Here is a 24,812-nt window from a genome sequence, read left to right as displayed (position 1 = left end):
AGATACACTTTTCTATTTGAGAATTAACTTTTCTTAATGTAATAGCTTGATGTTACAGGAACTTGTCAAAGATTTGAAAAAATCATGTCTATGGAAAAATGATATCAGTTTTATTTGAGATATGAATAAAAGAGACCAGGGGACAGATGTTTATAAATTATTTAGGATTGCTACTTAACTAAAAAATAACCAGTATAAATGAAGTTGAAAAAGTTCAGAAAAGTATTTAAAAGTGCTATATGCTTTCAGTAATTAGACTGAATTAAGTATAAATTGGTAAACAAAAGTGAATCTCCCTTTAATTACTCGTGCTGAAGCACATAACAAGAAAATAGCGATTATTGCAGATACAGGAGTATTTACATATCAAGATTTGCTGCAAGCTTCTGGTCAAATAGCGGCAAATCTATTACAAAATACAGTAGATTTACAAGAACAGCGAGTAGCTTTTTTGATTCCGCCTGGGTTTGAGTATGTAGCGACACAGTGGGGAATTTGGCGTGCTGGTGGAATAGCTGTACCTCTGTGTATTTCGCACCCAAGACCAGAATTAGAGTACGTAATTATCAATTCAGGCGCATCGATGATTATTGCCCATCCACAGTATGAGGATATCATGCGATCGCTCGCCACAGAACACAATCTCAGATTTATCCTGACTTCGGACACACCACCAAATCATATTGTTAATCTGCCAGAAATAGAAATTACTCGACGTGCGTTAATTCTCTATACCAGTGGTACAACAGGTAAACCAAAGGGTGTGGTAACAACTCATCAAAATATTCAAGCGCAAGTTACCAGTTTAATTACAGCTTGGGAATGGACATCAAGCGATCGCATTTTACACGTACTCCCCTTACATCATATTCATGGCATTATCAACGTCCTCACCTGTGCTTTGTGGGCTGGCGCAGAATGTCTGATGTTAAGCAAATTCGATGCAGAAGTTGTGTGGAATCGCATTTGCGAGGATGACTTAACTTTATTTATGGCAGTTCCAACGATTTATGTAAAATTAATCGCCGCTTGGGAAAGCACCACAGCTGAACGCCAACAAACTATGACCGCAGGTTGTAAAAAAATGCGTCTGATGGTTTCTGGTTCTGCGGCTTTACCCGTGCAGGTTTTAGAAAAATGGCAAAATATCAGTGGTCATTTTCTCCTAGAACGCTATGGAATGACCGAAATTGGCATGGCGTTGTCAAATTCTTTACATGGTCAACGTCATGCAGGTTATGTTGGTCAGCCTTTACCGCAAGTAGAAGTAAGATTAGTTGATGAAAGCGGAGAAATAGTACCAGCAGAAACACCAGGCGAAATTCAAGTTAAAAGCCCTGGCGTATTTTTAGAATATTGGCAAAATCCCCAAGCAACCGCCAAAACTTTTAAAGACGGCTGGTTTTGTACAGGAGATTTAGCGGTAGTAGAGAACGGAAATTACCGCATTCTCGGCCGAATGAGTGTAGATATTATCAAAACGGGCGGCTATAAAGTATCTGCTTTAGAAATTGAAGAAGTGTTAAGAACTCATCCCGATATCCAAGAATGTGCTGTGGTGGGAGTTGCTGATCCTGAGTGGGGTGAGAGAGTTTGTGCGGCTTTGGTATTGCATCCCCAACGCCAGTTAACATTAGAATCCTTTCGGAGTTGGGCAAAAGAGCAATTGGCAGTTTATAAAGTGCCAACTAAAATACTCACAGTTGCCGAGTTACCCCGCAATGCAATGGGGAAAGTAACGAAGCCAGAAGTGGTTGAGTTATTTCGTGCAGATTGATTGTGAAGCTCATTAAGGCGATCGCATTTATGATTTTTGCGATCGCCCTAGCCTCCACCCCCATTCCCAAGGGTTTCAAAATGGACTTTGCTATGTATTCGGCAAAGGGCTGGCGAGTGATCTCCTCAATTCAGTTACGACAAGATGGAAGTTGCTGCAACTCCTGGGGATGGTTTTGGAAATAGTCCCCTAGCCAATTGCAACCTTGGGTGAGGAGATCGTCAAGATTCAAGTTCCAGGAATAGAGCATTGACCCACTGCTAGAAATCAAACGGTTGCCATCTGGGGTAAAATTGAGGAAAGTGTTAAATGCACCACCCATTGGGATGCGAGTAATAGGTGTGCCGTCGGCTTGCCAGACATGGATTGTGCTATCAATAGTCTTAGCAATCAACAATTGCCCGTCTGGGCTAAATTCAAAGCGACCGATTTGATTGGTTTCAAGTGTGCGAATGAGCGTACCATCAGAACGCCAAAGTTTGATATTTTGATCAATTCCCACTGTCGCCAACTGCTGTCCATCGTTACGGTGAGCGATATCAATAATCGCTGCGCCATGATTGAGGGTTTGGATGAGATTACCCTCAGCCGACCAGACTACCAGTTTACCAAAGCGATCGCCAACCATAAACTGCCCACTGGGGGAAAATCCCATTGTAGTGATTTCATTTGGTTGTCCTGATAGGGTTTTGAGCAGTTTTCCGTCTCTTCTCCATAGGCGCAGGGTGCGTGTGGGGGTATTACCAGAAGTTACTGTAATATAGGTTTGATTGTTGGGGCTAAAGTAGAGGGAATCTGCATCTTTGATAGTCTTTAAAAATTTACCTTCACTACTCCAAAGTTGAATTTTATCGGGTTGATTACCAGAAATTGCCAACTCTTTGCCATCAGGACTAAATTCGATTCCTGGTTTAGAATGAGCCGCATCCATTTCTTTAATTAAATCCCCATTTGCTAACCTGAATTGTATTTTTTGCTGACGAATTGATAACAAAACTAAGCGCGAACCATCGGGACTAAATTTAATCACACTTTCCGGTAGATTAGTTTGTATTGTTATGAGTTCGCTGCCATCTGCCTTATATAATGTCATTTCTCCATTGAATTTTGTCGCAGCAATTGTCTGTCCATCAGGACTCAGAGTGGCATCCATAATTCTATTTTGAGCATCAGATTTTGCCCCAGCAATTTTTAGTTTCTCACCCGGTAGTTGTATGCGGTTGATGCGTTGCTGATTTCCCACAACTACACGGGGAGTTTGTATTGGTGGTGTCAATGGAGTGGAGATTTTTTGAGGATGGATTTTCCAAAGTTTCAGCATCCCATCTGGGTGACTCGTGGCGATGACAGAACCATCAAAGCTAAAACTAAAACCTGAAACCAGTAATTGATGAGTTTTGATTTCTGCTTGTAAAGTTCCGTCTGGATGCCATAATTTGAGGGTGTTGAGATTGGCGGAAATGTAAGCACCATCTTTTGTGCGGAAACTGTGCCAAAGGCGCTCGCCTAAATTATGGTTAATGTTAGGATAGGTTTTGATTAACGCACCAGTTTTAATGTCTATAACTTCCGGTTTTCCTTGGGCATTGATAAACACAATTGCATCGCCTTCTAAACTAATAGTAAGGTCAATACCCTGTTGAGGTGGAGCAATCTGCCTGGTGTAAAGTAATTTCCATTGCAAATTCAAGACTGCAACTTTGCCAAAGGCGTTGACTACCACAATATTGTTGTCATTTGTGAATTGGACATCGCTAAGAGTTTCTTGATCGAGTTTTAGTTTATTGACAAGAGTACCTGTTTTGAGATGCCAAACCTGGATTTCATAATCGGAATCAGCAGAGACAATATACTGACCATCAGGACTAAAACTCAGAGAAGAAATGGAAATGGGGAAGCCCTGGAGAGTTTTAGTTTTGTGAGTTTTGATTGTCTGAATTTTCTTTCCCTGTAGTGTCCAAAGAGTTATCGCCCCGTCTTCTCCTCCAGTTGCTAGTTTTTGTCCATCACGGCTAAAGGCGATCGCTACCGCCGGACTTTCTAAATGCCAACGATTTTGCTCATTAATCGTGGACAGAACAGCTTGTAGGGCAAATAAAGGCGTATGGGTGGGTAAATGTTTAAAAGAATGCTGTTTGGTCAATTGTTTGAGCCTTTGCGCTGATTTCATCGCCCCTAGCAAATCCTTCAGCTGGTTCCCATCTGCACGCACTTGCAAAATTCGACTTCCTTCTTGTTGTAAATTTAAGATATCTGCATTGGTTCTGAGTTGCTGTTCTGATTGCTGGAAGTAAAAAAACGTGCCGATGGTGCTAATTACAGCCGCAGAAAGCGCGATCGCGCCAATTCGCAATTGTTTTTTGGTTTGATGTTGCACGGTTTTTAATCGCCCAATTGCTTGAGTTTCTTGTTGTATTGCTGTTTGGGTTTTGGATTGGGCGATCGCTAGTTCTTGGGCTTGACTGGCGGATAAAAATTGATAATCACTATGACTCAAACTCAATCCTTTTGCCCAAACCAACGCCCACTGCAAGGATTCATTTTGCAGCAAATATTGAGCATCTTGAGCAATTTCCCAAGCGGTGAGTTCTGCACCATAGGGACGGATAGCCCGCAAAACTTGTTCTGTCCAGGTATAATCAAAAACAGTGGCGTAGATGCGATTATAGATGCTCAATTTGCCTTGACGTTTGACAACCAAACCAGAAAGACACAACTGCATTAACTCCCAGCTATCTTCAGCCGAAAGTTCCCCTTGATTGAGCAATTGCTGATAAAGTCCTAATGACCAACAAGCCAAAGATTTATTGTGGAGAATGCGATCGCGAATTGTTTGAAAATGCTGCTGTCGGTCATTTGCTAACCAATGTTCGATCATTTGCGATCGCACAATCGCTTCTACTGCTGAAGTTTCCCATCCCGATGCAATAAAAGTATTTGATGTATTAATTAGTTGACATAACCATTGAGTTAAAAATGGTTGTCCACCAGTCCAACTCAAAATTTCTGCCATCACCTTAGTAGGATTTGCAGCCACCTCAATTAAGCCTTGTTCCAGGGGTTTAGCTTCGGACAATTGAAAACCTGTAAGTTCGATGGCGCGACTATCTACATTTAGTGGTGTAAATTTATTATCTGCGATTAAATCAGTGGGTGTAGCCACACCAAATAGGGCAAAGGTTAACCTTTGAAATTCGGGTTTATCAGCGCGTTTGTTGTAGCAATATCTCACAAAAGCAAAAAAATCATCCTTAAATTCTAGATTGAGAATACTGTCAATTTCATCTACAAAAACGATAATTTGCTGAGAGATATTTGCTAATAAAACTTCTTCCACAAATTTACTCAGCCGCAAAAATGGATGTAGCAAAGTATTTTGAGACCACCAAGATTCTAAATCAATTTCAATGTTAAGTTCACTAGCAAAATGGCTGACAAATCCTCCATAAAATTCATCTGCGCTCACTTGATAAACGCAGAGTTCGCGCATTTCAAAAGCAACACAAACAAATCCTTCTGACTGTAAGTGCGACATGGTACGCACTCTTAAACTCGATTTACCCATTTGTCTAGAGTTGAGAACATAGCAAAATATTCCCGCTTTTAGTCCTGTATATAAATCACTATCGGCTTGACGATGAACGTAAATTTCAGTACCTTCTCGTAAACTACCACCGACTTGATAATGGTTGTAATTGTTCATGTTTGAATTCCCAAACGTTCACGAAAATATTGACGGTAAAGTTCGTAGCGTATAGATACTTGGTGTTGCTGTAGTTGGATTAATCCCAAGTCATAGAGTTTCACCACATCATCGAGATGGAAGTGTGGTTGAATGGAAATAGCAGCATCAGCTGAAGCGATCGCTTTCAATGGTGCAAGTAAATGAGAATGAGTTTGTAGCTTATGCCATTGCCTTTCTAGATGGCTGCGGTAGATACTATTGGGAGTTGCTGCGGTATTAAGCAATTGCTCAAGGGAAGTTGGGTTTTGAGCCAGAGATTGTAAAGTCAAGGTGACAAGGTAAGGATGTCCACCAACAATTGCAGTTAATTTTTTTATTTCTTGCTGACTCCAGTGCAATTGATACTGATTTAGTAAAGTGAGAATTTCTGTGGAATTTAGTTCTGTTAGTTGAATTTCTGTACCTGCGTTAAATGGTGATTGGTTAATATCAATTTGGGTGTAAACTTCAGTGTGAACAACTATCAAACGTAACTGAGTCCAAAGCAATTTGGTTTTAGCATCTTCATGCCAAGTTCTCAGCATTCCCAGAAATTCACCGGCAATTAATTGATGAGTAAATAGGCGATCCACTTCATCTAAGGCAATGACTAAAGGGATATCATCAGTTAAGAGATATTTTTGTAAATAAGTTCTACATTTGATTTTGCTATTGCCTAAACTTTTGCGCCAATGAGTTTCGATATCCACCGTTAAATTCAGCGCATAGGTAACACTAGCAATAAACCACTGTAAGAAACTATCTAAACTGTCAAAATCATCAATAACCGCATCCCGCAAATTGATAGCGATCGCCCGATATCCTTGTTGTTGGGCATACTTGAGAATTTGCGCCATAAGTGTGGTTTTACCAAACTGAATTGGTGCTTTAATGCGGAGTAAAGCCCCTGGTTTATCAATCTCTGCACAACAAAATTCCCACTGAGATGGTTGATGCTGAATTCCCTGGTAAGATTGGGGCTGATGGGTTTGCCATCGTCGCTGAAGAGCTTGGCGAAAATTGGTTTTCTTCACCTCTTCTTGGAGTGCTTCTGACAGCAATTGCCACAACCGCCCGCCAACTTCACTAACATACTTCACGGTAAGATAAGACTCAGCCGCGATCGCTTCATAGGTTTTACCTTCCCATGCACCCTGCAAAACTTGGATTTCAACATCACTCAGATGCTTTTGCGTAGTCTGTAGCATCAACTGATCAACGAGTTGTTGAGTAGCATTCCATTGAAATCCAGCGTCTAAGCTCATAACCCTAAACTAGAAAGCGATGTTTATCTTCTAACATAGGATTTCTCAATAATTCCCCCTAATACCCAAACAACCAGAAGAAACCGTTATCACCTAGTGATGGGGAATAGTTAGCAGGATTTTTCCGGAAAAAACCAGAATTTATCGCCTGAAAAAACCAGATTTCTTCCGGCTGACAATGACAATACGCATCAAGCATCATACAAATATGACCGAACAAGGCAAAAGTAAAAAGTTACAGCGATTTTCAGGTAAATGAACCAATTTTTTTATCTCACGCAAAGGCGCAAAGGTACAAAGAAATACACAGAAAAATGGTCACAAGGAAAATTGTAGGTTGGGTTGAGGAACGAAACCCAACATTTATTTTGTTTCCAAATCTGTAACTCAATCCTGAGTCTGAGTATTTATTAGCTAACTTGAAACTGCAAGATTTACTGATATTTTTCAATCAATATTCTATGCTGCAACACTTTTCCCACCAAGCCTTATTAAAATCAACTATTATCGGATGTCTGCTTTTTTCTAGTTCCCTAATTCCCTTACAATCTACCGTTGCTAATCCGCAAATTTTGACTACACCACAAGCAAAGACGATCGCTCAACAAGTGCTTCAAGATGCGATCGCCAAAGAGAAACTTGATAATACTGCAAAAGTCGTTCAAGTTGCTCGAATTGGTAAGGGCGATATGTGGATGTACAATCCTGTACCTTACTGGAAAATTGCGATCGCCGATCAGCGTCAAAATTTGGTCTATTTCACCACTGATAATGGTAACTTTAGAGTCTTGATGCAAAGGAACGGGCAAAACATCCATTCTCTAGGAAAACCTGCTCAAGAAATTCCGCCAACGGCAATGATCACAGCAGCGATTCAACAAGCGAAACAGTGGGGCTATCCTGGACAACCTTTATTAGCTAATATTTCATCTGAAAAGACAACTTGGGCAAGCGGTTGTGAAAATATTTCTGCCCCTAATGCTTGCGATCCCTTTCTCAGCCAAGGCTGGAAAATTACCATTCCCCACCAACGCCAAAGTTGGGTATTTCGAGGTGAAAGAGCCGACGATTTACAATTGATTGCACGTACTAATCCTGTGATTGAACGCGGCTTACCGATTTCGGTGGTTAACGAAATCAAGAGTATCGCCAGCTATCACTTGCAAATCTTACCCTCAGTTGTTCTGATTACTAAAATCGAGCCTCAAACCTTTACTGATAGCTGTTTAGGATTAGGTAATTTAGCCGAATCCTGCGCTCAACAAACAATCCGGGGTTATCGGGTAACGGTGGCGGGAAAGCCCCAAGCACAGCAAATATACCGGATTAGCAGTGATAAAGTTAATATTCGCACCGAAGCGATCGCCGGACTTCCCAACCGCACTGATGACTTACCAACTGCGATCGCTCGCACAGTATTCAACGCCGCCCAATCAGACTTGAAACAACCCATTGCCAATCTTAGCATTACCCAAGTTGCACCAAGATTCTATTGTTTCCACAGTCCCACAGCTGCACCCAATGAACCTTGCATACCAACGCAGCGCCTTGACGGTTGGAATGTCACGGTGACAAATTTTCAGAAATCACTGACTTACACGGTTAATCTCAGTGGCAAGATTCTTAGCAAACGATAGCTGAGTGCTGAGTATAAATCCATTAGATACAAGGCTTTTAGTAATTAACACGCCCTAATTTAAGTAAATACGAATAGACAACATAAGCTTATGATGCTCACACAATACCTGCGGCGAGTGAAGCTATCGCTCGCTTTGATTATTGCTTCTCAACTAATTTACTCTGTTCCCATTTATGCGGCAGATGCTAGGATAACGATTTCTAAAGCTTGCCGTGTAGAGCTAACTGCTGAAAGTACCCGACGCTGGAACGAAATTTCTGGAATGTCCCTAACTTATACGCTCCCTTCAATTACCAGAGAGCTAGAAAATGCTCAACTGCGAGGAGATACAACTTTTACAACCCAGACATTAGATTTTGCCATCAAGACAATTACTACTCAAATACAATCACTGACATATAAGGATAATCCAAAACTTGCTACCATTCTCGATCAAATCGTGGTCTTAGCTAAACCTTTACCAAGTGGGTATAGTCTGGGCAAAACTCAAATCTTGACAGAATCTGCGATCGCCTATGGAAAAATTGGCCAGTCCATCAAAGGAAAACAAACCCTGCGGCTTGCGGCTGAGTCGGTATCAGGAATTCGCAATACTCCTAAAGATTTAATTGCGGCTCACATTCGCCTTGCAGAAGGGTGGATTGCGCTCAACCAACCGGCGGAAGCTGCATCTTCCCTCAACTATGGGTTTGAGCAAACTATCAAAAATCTGACAGATACCTACGCCAGACGTGAATCGTTATCACAAATAGTTAATTTATATCTCCAAATTTACCAACCCACAAAAGCTTTAGAGGTGCTAAAGCAACTTTCTCCTCAAGATTACGATCCTGATATTACCGTCACTCAGATTGCTGCTACCTACGTTAAAGCTAGAGACCCAGTAAAAGCAAAGCAATTACTAGATCCATTGCTCAAAGCAGCACTAGCAATTAAAGATGTTGAACAACGGGAAATTAAATTAATGAATTTGGTGCTGCACTATGCACCCAGTGGAGATTTAGGGCGATCGCAGCAAATTCTTTCTCACATGAAACGCCCTAATTCTTTCCGGGCTAGAAGTTGGTTAACAATCGCAGCAGAAGGTCGCAAATTTAACCAGCCAGAAATTCGTAAGCAAGCGATCGTTCGTTTAGTTGCTGATGCCAAAGCCGCTAACATAGCCGATCAGTTTGGTGGACGCTTCGATAATGAATGGTATGGCGAGATGTCAAATTTATCTGAAACTCGCGGCTATCAGCCCGAACTCAAAGCCCTAATTGCTGAACTGCGTGCGGTGAATGTCTTGGGAATTGTTTTGCAAGATTTGATTGCCAATAAGCAGTTTACAACTGCTCGGCAAATGATACCACGTCCGATGATCGTACAGATAGATGCAGGCTATTTCGATGAAACTGATCGCTGGCTAGATAATATTGCCATAGCCGCCCTCGCAGATGGACAAACCCAGGATGCAGAAGCCAGAATTGCTGGGGAAAAAACCGATGTGCGGCGATTGCTGCGGTTTGCTCAAGCGTTCCATCGCCGTGGTAATGTTGCTGTTGCCGATCAATTATTCACTCGTAGCCAAGTAATAGCTAATAGCATTTCTGCTTTACCTACCGCCATCACAACTCATGCGGCGATCGCCAATGCTTTGATTTCCACCAATCGTCCAGCCGATCAGGTATTGAATCGAATTGTCACACTGATACAAACAGAAAAAGCATTGCCACAGCAAGCACAATTATTGCTATCAATCAGTTCAGAATTTGACACAACGCGATCAGCTTATTTTACACTGGCAGAAAGATTAAAGTTACTTCAGCAAGTAGACTTTGCTACCTTAGCAGGTAATCAAGCGATCGCCTATCGTCAGCCAGAGGAAGCATCCCGTTTTATTGGTTACGCCGGGAGAAATCCTAGGGAAAAGTTGGACTTTGCTTTACGAGTTGTGGAACTAAATCTGACTCAAGGTAATTTGACAAAAGCGCGATCGCTCCTCAATATTCCCATACAAACCCTCCGCAATGCCCCAGAGTCTTCTTTACCACCGATTGCAGAACGTTCTCGTCTCTGGGGGAAGATTGCTTTAAATCTTGTCCGCACAGGAGACACCAAAACTGCGATCGCCATTGCTCAGAATGTCACACCATCGCCAGAACGCGAACAATTACTGCAACGCTTACGCTGTTATCAGGACTGAGACGTTGCATTTCAGTTTTAGGGGTGCGATCGCTGAGAATCATCGCTTCATATATTTCATCTGTAAAAGCTGCTATTGAAAACTTTACAGCAAGGCAAATGTATAATCCAATACATTTTAGTTAAAGCAACAACTTATACCATTTTGGATTTTAGATTTTGGATTTTGGATTGGGCAATTGCTTACTGGTGAGCTTTTCAGTAACCCATTTGTCGCAATCATTTTTCAAATTGGTATTAGACTGGTGTAGGTTGGGTGGAGGAACGGAACCCAACATTTATGTATAATCAGTGATGGGTATTTTTTCTCCACCAATTGATTCTGACGGATGTATTTTTCAATCCTTAAAGCGCACGTTGGGAGGACACCAAAACAAATTTTTGCTAGAAATACCCAAAGATTCTAAAATTCCCCGCATAATTTCTGTGCAGTACATCCAATGTTCCAAGTCATCATACATCCGGTCGGGGTTAAACTCGGCGTTGTAATGCAGCACATTGGGAATGTCTAAAAACTCATCAGAGTTTTGGGGCGAAAGTAGCAAAAGTTGAAATGGTTTACCTTGGCAGTGTTTTTTTAGCTTGCTGACTAAATCTAACACGCCGCCGCGATCGCATATACCAGTGCGGACAAACAGTGCTTGGTCGCAATTTTCAACTGTGTACCAAAATCTTTGAGAACGTGCTGTATAGCGTACCCGCATCCGTTCATATACCGGAGACATATCATATACAGGGTTGTCTGTGGCTTCAACTTCATGGGCAAAAGATAAACCAGACCATTTGCTGTGATAAATTCTCCCTGCTTCTGGACTGTAATCTAGCAAGCTGGGATTCCACATATCGTAAAAACGATTTTCGATGATATCTGCGATGTCTGCAATCTTGGTAGTGCGGGTTAAGTCAAAGGGAAAAGCTGGGCCATCATATTCCATTTTATACAGCATCATCCGTACTGCACAGCGATCGCCCAACGGCACAATTGCCACGCGACTAATGTCTGATAATTTACATTGATATCGAAATAACACCGCCGACTGTGATGGAATTTTCACTCGACTTTCCAGCCCATCTTTACCAATCATCATCGTGCGGAAGGGAATCTCCGGGTGTAATGGGTCTTCGTAAACACCTGCTGGTACAGCTTTTAGTGCTTGCCGGACTTCTTTCCACATGGGATGGATATTATATTCATGGTCTGACTCATTAATTACCCAGAGGTGATGTTCATCTTTTTGCAAGATTCCCAAATGCCCATCATAAAACAAAACTTGGGAGTCATTGGGGGCGAATAAATTAAAAGCGGCAGTATATTCTAAATCAGATCCTGATGGTATTTCTACGGTTGTAGCGATCGCGCCATCTTCCTGCACAGCAAAAAATGGCAGTGTTCCCGGCTGGGGATTTTTGGCAACGTAAATACCAGGAAGCAACTTGGCTTTGCTCTGCACAACCGTTTGGAGTTCTTGCCAATAAGGCGCAATGGTGTAATTGTGGGGTGATGGATTACTAATTCGCAGACTTTTTTCTTCGATGTAGGCACAAACATAAAATCCCGCATGATCAAGATAAATCGGGATTTCGTTGGGTTGCCAGAAATGGGGATTTTCTTTGGCTAATTTGGCTTTGTCGATATCAAATAATTGTAAGTCGATCGCTTCAAACATCAAGCGATGACCGAAGGTGTTGGGATGCGCCGGGTCAAAAGATATCCCCTCCCGCCAGCGTCCCTGGCCATTATCTAAGGCTGGCAACCAATTTAAAATCGGCACACCCCAATTTAAAATTCTGTTGTGGGTATCTTTTAACAGCCAGTAATGCTCAGGAGAATAATTGTTATTGGGATAAACACCCCCTAAAATTGGCAACGCGCCTAGTTTGCGCGTCATTTTCACCAACTGCTGCAAACCGCTTTCAAACCGCCTTTGTATGGCTCGCCGTTCGTGGGGCGCACAATAAGCTAATCCTTCGTTACCCAAAGATAAAGCAATAATTACGACATCAGGTTGTTCTGGTGTAACTACTGAAGCAAAGCGAGCGAGCGTTCTGCTGACATTGGCTCCCGCTTCTGATACATTAACGACTCTATGCCCATATTTTTGTTGTAAAGTTTCTTCTAGTAGTCCAGCCCAACCGTGAAATAACCAGGCTTTATGACCCAAGGCCACAGAACTACCAATCACTACTATTTTTAAACTGTCAGAATCTGCTGTGAATACTGGTTTAGCAGTAGTTGACTGCTCAAGATAGCCGAAGGGATACGGCTGTAAATAACCGAATGCCCCGTCATCCACAACAATAGTACTGGAATGGTCATGGTTAATCGGTAGCCAACGATTCCACCCAAAAGCTTCCCATTCCCCATAATTACTAGTATTGAAACGCACATACTTGTATTCAATTTTCTGCTCATCGCCAGTATCTAAAGATGGCTGAATGTCAATTTCATCTGTCCACCATAAAGGATAGCGATCGCCACTGGTGCGGAGGCGAACACATTTAGTAATATCCCACGAACCCAACTCGGAAGTAGAACCAAGCAGCCCAATAGATTCACCAGTTTGGGTATATGCACTAACCTGGAAGCGATACATAAGATTTTTTGTGAATTTAAGAATAAAATGCCACTGGAAAGGTTGAATCCTCCAGATGCTTTGACAGTATCACATACTACATCTAAAGTCTGTATTCCAAGAACCTTCCAGAAAAATTCATAGCAATCGGGAAGGAAGTACCGACAATATTCTTTGGTGTCTGGTGAAAGCGTTATTATAGAGGCGATCGCAAATCACACTCCATCGGACTTGTAAGGTGTCTGGCAATGACCATCTCCTTAGAACAATTTAGCCAATCTTCTCTGGTGTTTCAGCAGTATGATGCAACTTGGCAAGACTATGAGAAGGTGCGAGATAACCCCGATATCGATTGGCGTAAAATTGCATTTCATCAGGGATGGTTGTGGGTTGATATGGGAACAGAAGGACTAGGACATTCTTCTTTTAGCGATTTGATGACGGCAGTTTTCTTTGTTTGGGCGTTCCTACACCCAGAGATGGTATTGCAATCCTACGGACGCTGTTTAATTGAAAATCCCGAAACCCACGCCTGTGCGCCAGATTTAGTTTTGTACAAAGGTGAAAATATTCCGAGATGGCAACCAGGTGAACCACGTCGGATTATTCTTGATCGTCATCGTCTACCGGATTTAGTGGGAGAAATTGCTGATACCACTTTAGGTATTGATTTGGATGAGCAAAAGCAACTTTACGCTAGTTTAGGAATTGCAGAATACTGGGTAATTGATGTTAAAGGAATGCGACTATTTGCATTTGGTTTAACTGCAACAGGTATCTATCAAGCGATCGAAGTTTCTCAGGTGTTGACAGGTTTACCCATCGCTCTGATTGAACAAACACTAGAAAGATTACCCCAAGAAACTAACACCGCAGCCGCTAATTGGTTAATGCAGCAATTACAAACAAAATAAGTGCAAATTTAGAATAGACAATTTGGCGTTGCATAAATGCGTGATTAATTAAGCTTTTTTCACAAGGTTAACGATAGATGTTTCGCGCCTTTGCGCCTTTGCGCGAAACAAAATTCATCCTCTTAATCAGCAACGCCTGTTTTTTTAGCCGCGAATTCCATTCGTCGGGGCTAGGTGCAAGATATGTCTATACAGTGATAGCAAAGGCATAAAATTGGGAAATTTAAGATTAATCTATTCCAATTGACACACAAAAGTTTACATGAATTTTTTGGGCAGAGTCCCCTTAGCTTGGTTGCAATTGACTCGCTATAAACTACGCCTAGTTGTAGCGATTTTAGGTATTGCTTTTGCAGCTATTCTGATTTTTATGCAATTAGCATTTTTAGATTCTCTCTATGAAAGCCAAACAGCACTGCATAAACTCCTCAAGGCTGATTTGGTTTTAATCAATACTGATATGAAAACTTTGGCGAACACTGGGGATTTTTCCCGCCAATATTTATATCGCGCCCTCAATTTTAGGGAAGTTGAATCTGTAAATTATGTCTACCACGCACGAGATGATTTCCGCTATGGTAGTGTTCGCGGCGGCAAAGGAATTATTATTTTAGGGATTAACCCAGATAATCTTCCTTTTGAGATTAAAGACTTTCAGACAGTTGCTCATCTTTTAAAAGCTAGAGGCGTGGTTTTATTTGATCGTAACTCCGACGCAAAAGAATATGGCAGTGTTTTTCAAGATTTGCAACCAGGAAAACCAATCGCGGCTGAAATAGCTGGACATCAGGTTTGGATTAGTGGCTTAGTAAATTTTGCTGGTGCTTCTTTTGCTGATGATGGTAATTTGATTACCAGTAGTATGACTTTTAACTATCTATTTCCTCATCGTTCTTCTAATAATATTACCCTGGGTTTAGTGACTCTTAAACCAGGAGTAAATTTACAGGCGATCGCTCAACAAATCCGCGCTCAACTTCCCCGTAAAGTGCGGTTGATGACACGCCAAGAATTTATCGAATATGAAAAGCATTATTGGGCTACTAGTGCGCCTATTGGATTTGTCTTTACTACAGGGGTTTTTGTCGGTTTCTTAGTAGGAGTAATTATTGTCTATCAAATTCTTTATGGTGAAATTACCGACCATTTACCAGACTACGCCGTTCTCAAAGCTAGAGGTTATAAACATCGTTTCTTTTTAAATATTTTGTTTCAAGAAGCATTGATTTTGGCAGTCTTGGGTTATATTCCTGGTCTAATCATGTCTTTGGGATTATATGCCATTGTCAATGGTGCTACATCTTTACCGATGAATATGACATGGCCGCGAGCTTCCCTGGTACTACTATTAACAATAATTATGTGCTTTACTTCTGGTTTTGTGAGTATGAATAAGCTCAGAGAGTCTAATCCGGCTGACCTGTTTTAAATTAGTAATTAATCTGAATTATTGTGGTTAATCAAACAGTTATTTCTATTCAAAATCTCAATCACTTTTTTGGGGAAGCCGCACTCAAAAAGCAGATTTTATTTGATATTAATCTCACTATTAAAGCCAAGGAGTTTGTCATTTTAACTGGCCCTTCTGGGTCAGGAAAAAGCACATTGCTGAGTTTAATTGGTTGTCTGCGTTCGGTACAACACGGCAGTTTAAATATTTTAGGACAGGAACTCAACGGTGCAACCCAAGAACAATTAGTCCAAATGCGGCGGAATTTTGGTTATATTACCCAATCCAGTAATTTACTCGATTTTTTAACAGTCCAGCAGAATATTCAGATGTCTTTGGAATTACAGCCGGATTTTTCTGTACAGGCGGCGCGGGCAAAAACAGTTGCTATTTTAGAATCGGTGGGATTAAGGGAAAAAATCGATGTTTATCCTAAAAATCTGTCTGGGGGACAAAAACAACGGGTAGCGATCGCTTGTGCGTTGGTAACTCAACCCAAGTTGGTACTCGCTGACGAACCAACAGCCGCACTGGATAAATCTTCAGGACGTAATGTCGTCGCTTTAATGCACCGTTTAGCCAAAGAACACAATAGTGCTGTTCTCATGGTGACTCATGATCATCGCATCCTAGATTTGGCTGATCGAATTGTGCATGTGGAAGATGGCAAACTCGGTTTAGCTTTAAACCAAGAACTGTCTTTGATGTTACCGGGTTTTGATGAAGCCTTACTAGAAAAAGCCAACACTAAACCCACTGTGTTGACTTACGCATCCGAGGAAATCATTGTTCGTCAGGGAGAACCAGCGACGAAATTTTATATTCTCCTCGAAGGAGATGTAGAAGTTTTCCAAGATTTCCCCGATCAGCCGACTCGCTTGTTAAATCGGCTGAGTCGTGGAGATTATTTTGGGGAAGTTGGTTTACTGCGGGGTGGAAAACGTACAGCAACAGTGCGTGTCACCAAAAATTCAGAAGTGAAAGTGATGGTGATTGAGGAAGAATTATTTCAGTTGTTCGTGAATAACTCAGAGTTGACTAGTAATGATGTCGTTCGTCGTTTGCATCAACGGGTAATGACAAGTCATTTATCCAAAGCCTTACCCAATGTTGATCCATCAGAAATTGTGGCGATCGCTTCTCAATCTAAGGGGAGTCAATACAAAGCCAATTCTATTATTGTTCAACAAGGGGAATTTGGCGATCGCGTCTACTTGATATTAGAGGGAGAAGTGGAAGTATCCGTGATTGATCAAGGGGAATCCAGAACAATTCAACTCAAATCGGGTGAACATTTTGGTAATGTACAATTTTCCGATGCTCAAAATTATCCTGTTTACCTTCGAGCCATAGCTTGTACTGACGTTGAATTGATGGCAATTAATCGAGACAGTTTTTGTAATTTGATTTTAAAATCCAATACAAATTCCGATATCGTAGCTTCTGTACTTCACCATCAATTTCTCAACTTTTGATTTCAATTAATCTGAATTGAGGCTCTAACTTGTAACTTATTCAATGTCCTCACCCGTTCACTGTCATCGGGACGTAGGCGAATTTTCACTTTGACGATTCTAACATCAGCTTTGGCGCTGGGATCATCATTAATGATTCCTGGCTGTTCAATTTGTAATCCAATTTGATCTACTTCTCCTTTGATTTCTCCAGTAAATCCACCATATTCACTGACAATTGTTGCTTCCTGACCGATTTTTACATAATGAATATCACTTTCGTAAACTTCAGCAATCACATACATTTGTTGTGTTTGTCCAATATCAACAATTCCTTTACTACCCACAACTTCACCAACTCTGGTGTTAATACTTAAAATTTGCCCAGCTACGGGTGCTTTCACATAAAGAGATTCCAAATCAACTTTTGCTTTTTCTAATTGAGATAAAGACTCATTCAATTCTGCTTTAGCAACTAAAATATCTGTGGGTTTGACATGAGCTAAACTATCTAATGTTGCTTCCGCAGCTTTTACACGTTCCTTACCGATGCTCACTTGTTTGCGGAGATTGGCTTTGGCTTCTTGCAATTTTTGTTCCTCAATCTCCACTTGTAAACGTCTCTTTTCCGTTTCAGCTACAGAAACCGCTCCTTTATCCAATAACTCCTTGTAGCGTTCATAGTCATCTTGGGTTTTGCGTAACTCAATTTCTTGACTAGCAATCACAGATTGTTGCACTTTGATATTTTCAGTTAATTCCGCTTGTGTTTCTGCAACTTTCATGCGTTGGGCTTCAATTTGTCCAGACTCTTCACCAGCTTGCACCTGCGCTAAACGCGATCGCGCCACAATCACTTTCGCTCTGGCATTTTCTATACTTGCTTGATATTGGTTCACATTATCCATAACTGCAATAATTTGGTCTGTACTCACTTGTTCCCCTTCTTTTACCAACAGTTTCGCCAAACGTTGATTTGCGCCTGTCGCAGACAGATGAATAATATCTCCTTGTGGTTCTAATATTCCTAAAGCTGCTACACGAACTATAGACTGTTGACTACTTGATGTTGCTTGTAATTTATTCTGATTAGTATTCCTTGATTGCCTATTAATAATCACAACAGCAAGAATACTAATCGCAGTAATGATGGACAAACCTATAGTAATTACTTGTAGCTTTGATATCGGTTTATTTTGATTAAATTCAATTTTTACCATTGTTTTATCAGGAAAATATTCTGTTATGAAATATGATGATTACAAATAGAATGAGAAAATCATGTTCATTTTAATGAGCATGAAATATAGCAGTCTTATTTGATATATGCACAACACAGAAAAAGGATGTCAGGCGGACAAGGAAGGCAAGGGGGAGATATTTGTAAATCATTGAGGATTGCGGTAGATGTATAATTGATATGTTTATCCAGGTATTTTCCTGCTAAAAATATTACTTTGTAGGTTTGTAATTCTAGACATCAGGTTGACCGATTCTTATTTTCAGTTTTCCCTTAACAGTGGCTTCGCTAACAATTATCTGGTAAAAGAATTTTGGTGCGAGTTTAGTCGGGTAGTGAGTATGTTGAGTCTAGGCTTTGGATTGGGGTTAGTTGGTGGGTATCAATTAGGAGAGACTATGAAGCGTTATCAGGTCATAATTGCAACTACTACTGGAACATTAGCTGCGATCGCTTTTGGCTATTTCGGAGTCCAAACACTCGGCAAAGATACAATGTACAGTATCAGCGCGGGAATGTTTGGAGTGGGAGCGGGAGCTTCTGTGAGTCAAGTGGTGAGCAACAGAAAGCCGCGACGGACAGTAAGAACTTAATTAGAAAGTCAATAGCCAACAAAAATACCCCCTGATTGATCAAACAGAGGGTGAAAAAATTTTGGATTTTATATTCAAACTCTAGGACAAGGCTTTCGCTAACGCTTCTCCCAGTTGTTTGAGGGCTTTTTCTTTGGCAAAATCGGCGGCGGAACGTGCTGACTCTGCAAGAATTGTATCAGTGTTGGGAGTTAACTTTAATGCTCCACCGAGATACCCAAGAGCCTTGACGTAATAATCAGACAAGTTGGTAGAAGCTAAACGTTTCACCATTTGGTGATCACCACTTTGGAAAGCGGTTAAAGCTTGGCGATGTAATTCGGTTTCGGGAGTTCCTAAAACTTCCAGGATAGCGTTAACGGCTTGGTTGACTTTTTCTAAGGTGAGTTCAGATGACACGGCTTGTATGATTGCGATGTTTGTAACTACATATAGCAGAATACAGATCAGAGGTAACAGTTGTGTAGGGCGCGTTAGACGGCTCAAATGTTGTCAAAAAACAGATTCTTGATATCTCACGCACCCTACTAATATGCCAGTTACGTAAGTCCTGTCATAATTAGAATTAACTACTATTGCCATAGATCCATAATTTAAGTATGGAGTTGAAAAACAACATGGACAATAACAAAATTGAGGTGACTGGAATCAGTGAACCTCTCCTCCAGTTGATTGATGAGCGAGTGAGGCACTTTGGAGGCGACAGAGCAGCATATATCCGTAATTTGATTGAAAAGGATATATTCGGCACATCACACCGACACAAACAACAAAGTATCGATCTGGGTACAAAGCGTACTTTTGACCCACAACAATGGTCAGCTGACATGAAATTATTAGCTCAAGGTGCGGAAAAAATACCAGTTTTACCGCCAGAAGCATTTATCCGTGAAAGCATTTATGGGAATCATGACTGATGCTGTTCATGGCAGATACAAACATTCTATTACGGTTCGTTTCTCCTTCAGATCCAAATCATATTTTGGTTCGTGATGCCATATATTCTTTATTGCAAAGGGGAGAAGAAATCTGTTACACATCACAAATTCTGGGAGAATTTTGGAATGTATGTACGCGACCTACAACGGCACGAAGCGGTTTTGGCTTATCAATTGAGGAGACAGACCAGAAAACTCAAGTGATAGAACGTTACTTCAATTTTTTGTCTGATAGCGCCGCCGTTCATACACAATGGCGGCGTTTAGTTGTGGATTATAGGGTGTCTGGGGTTAAGGTACATGATACACGGCTGGTTGCAGCAATGTTGGTGCATGGATTAACCCATATCCTGACATTTAATGTTAGTGATTTTGCCCGTTATTCAGAAGTTAGTGCTGTTCACCCCAAAGACATAACACCATAAGACAATTGAGAATCTAAGTTTGTACTGCAAAATCTTCTGGATCAATTCCCCAATTTGCCAAAGGTGATAGTTTAATCACTCCATCTTTTTACTCCAGGTATTTCTAATACCAAATCCGCACCGTAAACATTCCCTGGGGTTTGAAATCCTGGCTTAACTTCACCTTGGATGATGTGTTTAATCACTACTACAGCAGCTAAAGCCGTAAAATCGTAAGCTTCGGGGCCGATGAGTTTCGCTGTAACTTGACGACCAGATTCATCTTCTGCAATACCAACCACTCCAACTTTACCTTGAGCGCGTTCTGCTGCACTTGGCCCTTGTGGGAGTTGTTTAATTAAACTCGCTAAGGCGCTTTGGAAAATAGATGAGTTAAATAACCAGCCTAAATACTGACTGCTTTCCATCAAAAAACTTACCGGGTTGGGAAAGACTGTGTAAGTTTCGATATTGGGAATATTTGTACTGTGGAATGCGGTAACAAGATCAGCACGCCAAGGGTTAGTTACGGCGGTGACTAAACCCGCACCAAAATTAACTTGACGTTTTTGTTCTGCTGGTCGAGAAGGAATTAGTTTGCCTGCTTTGCGGACGACACCCATTTCATGTAAGCTGGGCAGGACAGTATTGGCAGTTCCTTGAGAAACACCACCTTCAGTTTCATAGATTAAGGTGAGACTGTTGGCGGTTGGTAACTGAGATTTGAGGTAAACTGCAAGACAATCCGTCGGGACTACACCAAACCCAACACCAGGAAGCAGCATAATTTCTGCATTTTTCGCTTCGTCATTTAGTGCTGCTAAAGCCTGAAATTCGGGAACTTCGCCAGCGATATCTAAATAATGGGTGTGAGTTTGCAAGCAGACATCAACTAGTGATTTGGCAGTTTTGGCAAAAGGCCCGGCACAATTGAGAACAACTGTAACATCTTGCAGAGATTGTGCGATCGCCTGCGCGTCATCCAAACTAAACACCCGAAAATCAAAGTTTAATTTCTCCGCAACTGATACCAACGCACCTTGATTTCTTCCAGCCAAAATTAACTCTACACCCTGACTTTTTGCCGTTTCTGCTATTAATTTCCCTGCATAGCCAGTCGCACCATACAATAACACCTTTGCCGTCATGATTTTTCCCAAATTAAATATTCACAAATCCCCCTAACCCATAACTTATACACATTCAAATCCCCCCCTTTTTAAGGGGGGTTAGGGGGGATCTAAACTTAACTTGACTTAATTATTAACAGGACTTACGTAAAAATTCCCAAAAACCTTAATTTATCGTAGACGCGAAGCGGCTTCCCGCAGGGTACCGCCAAGTCGCCAAGAACGCCAAGAAATCGTAGAGTGTGCGTAAGTCCTAATTAATAATCTGCTGCCATAGTTTAACTTCTGGTGGTTCTATTAAAAATTCCTCTGCTTTAGCCCCCAGCGCCCGAATATAAGGCTGTTGTAAATGTTGATCCAAAATTGCTTGACTAGCCCAATTTTCATGCAGCAAAAACACAGAAGGGTCTTCGATAGATTGATGTAAATCATAATTAATACATCCATCTTCCGCACGGGTGAGCGCAATTACAGGTTCAAATTCTGCTCTAAATTTATCTTCTAAACCCTGTTTTACTTTTAACCGAGCCGTAACTGTAACTTGTTGACTTGACATGATAGATTCTCCTGTTTAAATAGATACAGGACTTACGCACCAAGATTGTCTATGAAAATTGGGTGTAAGGGTTTTAGATACATACACCCCTACACCATCGCCAAAACCCTTGATTTTTCGTTTTTATGCGTAAGTCCTAAGATAAAAATAGGGAGTTGAGATAATAAAATTTTCACTACTCCCTACTCCCCACTCCCTTTTCTAAGTATTGATACTGTTAATAATCTGGGAAGGTTTGAGGAAATTATAAGGTATAGGACGAGTTTGATTTCTAATATCAATTTGTCGTTCTATATCATGCAAATTTTGTTGGAACTGTACCACTAATTCCTGTGCCAATGGGTCAGCAAATTCCTCATCATAATAACCCAATTTATCATAATGGTAAGATGTTAAAATATGCGTCCACATTACTTGGTCAGCAGCTTGCTTAAATGGTGGCAATATCTTCATGATGGTTTGCATATCTACACCCTTACTTTCGGGAGTTGGATGATAAGCTGCATAAGGCATATTCGGTACGAAAGCCATGTATTCGTACTGAGAGAAATTTAAAGCCGAATGGAAAGGAGCGCAGGTAAAAACTACAACCGTAATAATTTGAATTAATTGGTCGATAGTTTCTATTTTTTCTGGCATTCCTTTAACACGTCCACCATCTTGAGCAACTAATTCTCTTGCCCAATTTTGCAATTCATAATCTTCACTTAAGTCTTGAGGCGTTTTGTAATAAAGTTGCAAATAATCTGTGACAAATTTCTGAATAGCATCCCAAACCAACATCCCATCATCCCGGAACGGAAAATGCGGTAATATATCCGGGTCATCCATATTTTGACTTTTCATTAATGTCGGGAAGACAAATTTATCAATACTCCATTCTTGGTAAGTTTTGACGACAAAAGTTAAAGATTCTTCTAAAGAACCAGCCATAAATTCATCGACTGGGCCACCTGGTTGTAAAAAGTGGGTGCGTCCCAAATCGTTATCAAATAACATGAACCGAAAGTGCGGTTTGAGTAGTAAAGCAATGGGATGATTTGCTGCTAATTGGCGTGCTGTGGCAATACAAAAAGGAGCCATAACGGCATGAGTATAGGCAAAGTGACTACCTAATTCTTGATGGTTGCCGTCAGCAATCTGCACAGAAGTTTTGGCTAAAAACCAATCTAGATAAGGGTCATCGGGAGTGTAAATCAATCCATCTGTCCCAGCATCATTATTTAATTTAATCGCCACTGGACGCAAAGAACCACCATTTGGTAAACCATTGCTCTGCCAGTAAAATAAAGCTTGAGGCTTAGGTAAATACTTTCTCACATTTTGAGAAGTTCCACCTTTAATATCAAAGAGTGTGGGATAATCTAATAGGTAAAGTTTACCTTCTTTGAGAGCCGCTTCTAAGTTACTTTCTGTCCCGACAGATTTTTGAAATTGTGCGTTTGTGATACCGAGATTTGCTGGTAAACTATCAATTCTCCGAAGTGCTAAAGGGTTAGCACCTGATAATCTTTGCTCGGCGAAACATGAATCGGTTTTATAATTATTCATCACTGCTGGTTTAGGTAGCAGTGTCAACAGTTCTTCGTATTCTTCTAATTCATCTAAAGGGTCAAGAAAATTTCTGGCTTTGGCAGCTAACATATTTGGTGCTAGATTTGCCATACTAGCGAGGCGTTTAGCTGTATATTCTGCTGAGAATAGTTCTTGATGGGGGACTTTATCAATAACGGGAATAGGAGCTAGATAATTATGATTAAATTTATAATCTTCTCGATTTTTTACTAGCTCATCTTTACGGATGTTGGGGTTAGGGTCTACCTGGGGTAAGTATGGTTTCATGATAGTTTTTAAGGAGGAAAGGGGGACAAGGGGGATAAGGGGGACAAGGGAGACAAGGGGGACAAGGTAGAGAGATGTTATGTTTTGCTTGGCTTTTTCCAGCTAATGAATATGAATTATTATTTAGACTTGGAGAGGTCGAGAAACTCAACCAAATCTGGGAGTTTCTTGTTGGACAACATTAATGATTTCTTGAGTTACTTTGTCATTGCGCCAGTAGCTACCATGTGCGTCGCCACCAGAAAGCAAGGGTAAAAGTGTTTGTGCAAATGGTATTTCTAACCATCCGGCGTTGTGGGTGAGGATATCTTGAATATCTAAGTATTTGGTATCTCCATCCACTAAATCGATCATCAGTTTTTGCAGTGGGTAAGCAATGGGATCACCAGGATGAAGATAATTGCGCCAAGGTAGTTTTTTACCTTGACGTAATTCTTGCAGACACTCTAAAAATTTTTGCAGGTTGGGTGTAATGTCGTGGCTACTGGGTGAATCTTTACTATCTTTACCGGGGTTGATATTGGTCAAGCTAAAGATGGCTACAGGTGAACCGAGGGTGTGAATACTTGCAATGGGAATCCCTTGACGACGATCGCTATTTTTCCCAGCTACACCAAAAATGCTATCGCGGATAGCCATCACATCATCTTTACCGGGTGCTTTATCTTCATCCCAACGGCTGGCAAACAAGATATCAAACAAAATCACTGTTCCCCAACTATGGCTGACTATGTGCAGACGATCATCAGGTTGGGCTTGATGTAACCCGTTGGCGATCGCTTGAGTTTTCATGCGGTTGACAACTTTTGCACCAACATGACGGCTAATATAAAGTGCAGCATCGCCAGCAAAGGGAATAATTTGCTTTTCTCGAAATTCTTTAAACCAAACATCTTTCCAATAAGGTGAGACTCGAAGTTGTCCTAGCAGTTTATTTTCTAGTTCTTCGTTGACATCACCCCAGTAAAGAGAGATTTTTCTGAGATTTCGTTGGCGATCGCTTGCACTTTTTCTCAGACGTTCAAACAGTTCATCGGCGTATTTATCGTTGCGGATACTTACACCATGAATAAACAACACATAGTCTGTAGCCATTTCAACACCCCTTTTCTGCAAGTTTTATCGAAAC

General features: G+C 41.0%; 18 protein-coding genes and 1 pseudogene. 10 read left to right on the top strand and 9 right to left on the bottom strand.

The features are described 5' to 3' along the window. Positions 1 to 286 precede the first annotated feature (286 nt). A complete protein-coding gene (locus H6G77_RS08010; RefSeq protein WP_190871286.1) occupies positions 287 to 1,777 on the top strand; it encodes an AMP-binding protein in 1,491 nt (496 codons plus the stop codon). A 130-nt stretch (positions 1,778 to 1,907) separates the two neighbouring features. On the opposite strand, the gene H6G77_RS08005 is transcribed toward H6G77_RS08010, so the two are convergent. Next, positions 1,908 to 5,480, bottom strand: coding sequence for an AAA-like domain-containing protein (locus H6G77_RS08005; RefSeq protein WP_190871285.1), 3,573 nt, complete (start codon positions 5,478 to 5,480; stop codon positions 1,908 to 1,910). Further along, a complete protein-coding gene (locus tag H6G77_RS08000; RefSeq protein ID WP_190871284.1) occupies positions 5,477 to 6,766 on the bottom strand; it encodes an AAA-like domain-containing protein in 1,290 nt (429 codons plus the stop codon). Before H6G77_RS08000 ends, H6G77_RS08005 begins: the two co-directional genes overlap by 4 nt. A 461-nt stretch (positions 6,767 to 7,227) precedes the next feature. On the opposite strand from H6G77_RS08000, the gene H6G77_RS07995 reads away from it, so the two are divergent. Then, positions 7,228 to 8,403 carry a hypothetical protein gene (locus tag H6G77_RS07995; RefSeq protein WP_190871283.1) on the top strand — a complete coding sequence of 392 codons (1,176 nt, stop codon included), beginning with the start codon at positions 7,228 to 7,230 and terminating at the stop codon, positions 8,401 to 8,403. Between the two features lie 90 nt (positions 8,404 to 8,493). Beyond that, positions 8,494 to 10,590 carry a hypothetical protein gene (locus H6G77_RS07990; RefSeq protein ID WP_190871282.1) on the top strand — a complete coding sequence of 699 codons (2,097 nt, stop codon included), beginning with the start codon at positions 8,494 to 8,496 and terminating at the stop codon, positions 10,588 to 10,590. A gap of 337 nt (positions 10,591 to 10,927) precedes the next feature. Here the strand turns inward: H6G77_RS07990 and H6G77_RS07985 are convergent, their stop codons facing one another. After that, positions 10,928 to 13,183 (bottom strand): DUF1796 family putative cysteine peptidase, encoded by a 2,256-nt coding sequence (locus H6G77_RS07985; protein WP_190871281.1) that lies wholly within the window; start codon positions 13,181 to 13,183, stop codon positions 10,928 to 10,930. A gap of 227 nt (positions 13,184 to 13,410) precedes the next feature. Here H6G77_RS07985 and H6G77_RS07980 point away from each other — a divergent pair, with 227 nt between their 5' ends. From H6G77_RS07980 to H6G77_RS35615, 4 genes and pseudogenes are all read left to right on the top strand, one after another. After that, positions 13,411 to 14,076: a Uma2 family endonuclease gene (locus tag H6G77_RS07980; protein WP_190871280.1), complete on the top strand. Its 666-nt coding sequence runs from the start codon at positions 13,411 to 13,413 to the stop codon at positions 14,074 to 14,076. Between the two features lie 262 nt (positions 14,077 to 14,338). Beyond that, complete coding sequence (gene devC / locus H6G77_RS07975) at positions 14,339 to 15,505, top strand: ABC transporter permease DevC (RefSeq protein ID WP_190871279.1); 1,167 nt, start codon at positions 14,339 to 14,341, stop codon at positions 15,503 to 15,505. A 20-nt stretch (positions 15,506 to 15,525) separates the two neighbouring features. Then, positions 15,526 to 16,200, top strand: a pseudogene (locus tag H6G77_RS35620) (DevA family ABC transporter ATP-binding protein); the annotation flags it as partial. 30 nt (positions 16,201 to 16,230) lie between these two features. Further along, positions 16,231 to 17,001 carry a cyclic nucleotide-binding domain-containing protein gene (locus H6G77_RS35615; protein WP_242049174.1) on the top strand — a complete coding sequence of 257 codons (771 nt, stop codon included), beginning with the start codon at positions 16,231 to 16,233 and terminating at the stop codon, positions 16,999 to 17,001. 2 nt (positions 17,002 to 17,003) lie between these two features. Here H6G77_RS35615 and H6G77_RS07965 read toward each other — a convergent pair whose 3' ends face one another. Continuing rightward, the gene (locus tag H6G77_RS07965; protein WP_190871277.1) at positions 17,004 to 18,200 is read right to left on the bottom strand and encodes an HlyD family efflux transporter periplasmic adaptor subunit; all 1,197 of its coding nucleotides are present in this window, start codon (positions 18,198 to 18,200) and stop codon (positions 17,004 to 17,006) included. 418 nt (positions 18,201 to 18,618) lie between these two features. On the opposite strand from H6G77_RS07965, the gene H6G77_RS07960 reads away from it, so the two are divergent. Next, positions 18,619 to 18,813, top strand: coding sequence for a hypothetical protein (locus H6G77_RS07960; protein WP_190871276.1), 195 nt, complete (start codon positions 18,619 to 18,621; stop codon positions 18,811 to 18,813). A gap of 81 nt (positions 18,814 to 18,894) precedes the next feature. On the opposite strand, the gene H6G77_RS07955 is transcribed toward H6G77_RS07960, so the two are convergent. Continuing rightward, positions 18,895 to 19,212, bottom strand: coding sequence for a hypothetical protein (locus H6G77_RS07955; RefSeq protein WP_313933924.1), 318 nt, complete (start codon positions 19,210 to 19,212; stop codon positions 18,895 to 18,897). A 218-nt stretch (positions 19,213 to 19,430) separates the two neighbouring features. Here H6G77_RS07955 and H6G77_RS07950 point away from each other — a divergent pair, with 218 nt between their 5' ends. Together H6G77_RS07950 and H6G77_RS07945 are read left to right on the top strand one after the other, a co-directional pair. Further along, a complete protein-coding gene (locus H6G77_RS07950) occupies positions 19,431 to 19,730 on the top strand; it encodes a hypothetical protein (RefSeq protein WP_190590306.1) in 300 nt (99 codons plus the stop codon). A gap of 8 nt (positions 19,731 to 19,738) precedes the next feature. After that, positions 19,739 to 20,176, top strand: a complete 438-nt coding sequence (locus H6G77_RS07945) for a PIN domain-containing protein (RefSeq protein ID WP_242048418.1) — start codon at positions 19,739 to 19,741, stop codon at positions 20,174 to 20,176. Positions 20,177 to 20,247: 71 nt separating this feature from the next. Here H6G77_RS07945 and H6G77_RS07940 read toward each other — a convergent pair whose 3' ends face one another. The 4 genes from H6G77_RS07940 to H6G77_RS07925 all read right to left on the bottom strand — a co-directional run bounded on the left by H6G77_RS07940 (position 20,248) and on the right by H6G77_RS07925 (position 24,778). After that, a complete protein-coding gene (locus H6G77_RS07940) occupies positions 20,248 to 21,303 on the bottom strand; it encodes a trans-acting enoyl reductase family protein (protein ID WP_190871275.1) in 1,056 nt (351 codons plus the stop codon). Between the two features lie 235 nt (positions 21,304 to 21,538). Next, positions 21,539 to 21,841, bottom strand: a complete 303-nt coding sequence (locus tag H6G77_RS07935; RefSeq protein WP_190871274.1) for a putative quinol monooxygenase — start codon at positions 21,839 to 21,841, stop codon at positions 21,539 to 21,541. A gap of 201 nt (positions 21,842 to 22,042) precedes the next feature. Continuing rightward, a complete protein-coding gene (locus H6G77_RS07930) occupies positions 22,043 to 23,683 on the bottom strand; it encodes a lipoxygenase family protein (RefSeq protein WP_190871273.1) in 1,641 nt (546 codons plus the stop codon). A gap of 147 nt (positions 23,684 to 23,830) precedes the next feature. Beyond that, a complete protein-coding gene (locus tag H6G77_RS07925) occupies positions 23,831 to 24,778 on the bottom strand; it encodes a hypothetical protein (protein WP_190871272.1) in 948 nt (315 codons plus the stop codon). Between the last annotated feature and the right edge of the window lie 34 nt (positions 24,779 to 24,812).

Origin of the sequence: Aulosira sp. FACHB-615 (assembly GCF_014698045.1) — a bacterium.
GTDB lineage: Bacteria > Cyanobacteriota > Cyanobacteriia > Cyanobacteriales > Nostocaceae > Nostoc_B.
Note: the sequence above shows the minus strand (reverse complement) of the source record. Positions and strands in the feature narration are given on the sequence as shown.

Excerpts from the sequence above, each read along its gene's own strand:
- H6G77_RS08005 (WP_190871285.1), bottom strand. The coding sequence starts at position 5,480 with ATGAACAATTACAACCATTATCAAGTCGGTGGTAGTTTACGAGAAGGT.
- H6G77_RS08000 (WP_190871284.1), bottom strand. The coding sequence starts at position 6,766 with ATGAGCTTAGACGCTGGATTTCAATGGAATGCTACTCAACAACTCGTT.
- H6G77_RS07995 (WP_190871283.1), top strand. The coding sequence starts at position 7,228 with ATGCTGCAACACTTTTCCCACCAAGCCTTATTAAAATCAACTATTATC.
- H6G77_RS07990 (WP_190871282.1), top strand. The coding sequence starts at position 8,494 with ATGATGCTCACACAATACCTGCGGCGAGTGAAGCTATCGCTCGCTTTG.
- H6G77_RS07985 (WP_190871281.1), bottom strand. The coding sequence starts at position 13,183 with ATGTATCGCTTCCAGGTTAGTGCATATACCCAAACTGGTGAATCTATT.
- H6G77_RS07980 (WP_190871280.1), top strand. The coding sequence starts at position 13,411 with ATGACCATCTCCTTAGAACAATTTAGCCAATCTTCTCTGGTGTTTCAG.
- devC (WP_190871279.1), top strand. The coding sequence starts at position 14,339 with ATGAATTTTTTGGGCAGAGTCCCCTTAGCTTGGTTGCAATTGACTCGC.
- H6G77_RS35615 (WP_242049174.1), top strand. The coding sequence starts at position 16,231 with ATGTTACCGGGTTTTGATGAAGCCTTACTAGAAAAAGCCAACACTAAA.
- H6G77_RS07965 (WP_190871277.1), bottom strand. The coding sequence starts at position 18,200 with ATGGTAAAAATTGAATTTAATCAAAATAAACCGATATCAAAGCTACAA.
- H6G77_RS07960 (WP_190871276.1), top strand. The coding sequence starts at position 18,619 with ATGAAGCGTTATCAGGTCATAATTGCAACTACTACTGGAACATTAGCT.
- H6G77_RS07950 (WP_190590306.1), top strand. The coding sequence starts at position 19,431 with ATGGACAATAACAAAATTGAGGTGACTGGAATCAGTGAACCTCTCCTC.
- H6G77_RS07945 (WP_242048418.1), top strand. The coding sequence starts at position 19,739 with ATGGCAGATACAAACATTCTATTACGGTTCGTTTCTCCTTCAGATCCA.
- H6G77_RS07940 (WP_190871275.1), bottom strand. The coding sequence starts at position 21,303 with ATGACGGCAAAGGTGTTATTGTATGGTGCGACTGGCTATGCAGGGAAA.
- H6G77_RS07935 (WP_190871274.1), bottom strand. The coding sequence starts at position 21,841 with ATGTCAAGTCAACAAGTTACAGTTACGGCTCGGTTAAAAGTAAAACAG.
- H6G77_RS07930 (WP_190871273.1), bottom strand. The coding sequence starts at position 23,683 with ATGAAACCATACTTACCCCAGGTAGACCCTAACCCCAACATCCGTAAA.
- H6G77_RS07925 (WP_190871272.1), bottom strand. The coding sequence starts at position 24,778 with ATGGCTACAGACTATGTGTTGTTTATTCATGGTGTAAGTATCCGCAAC.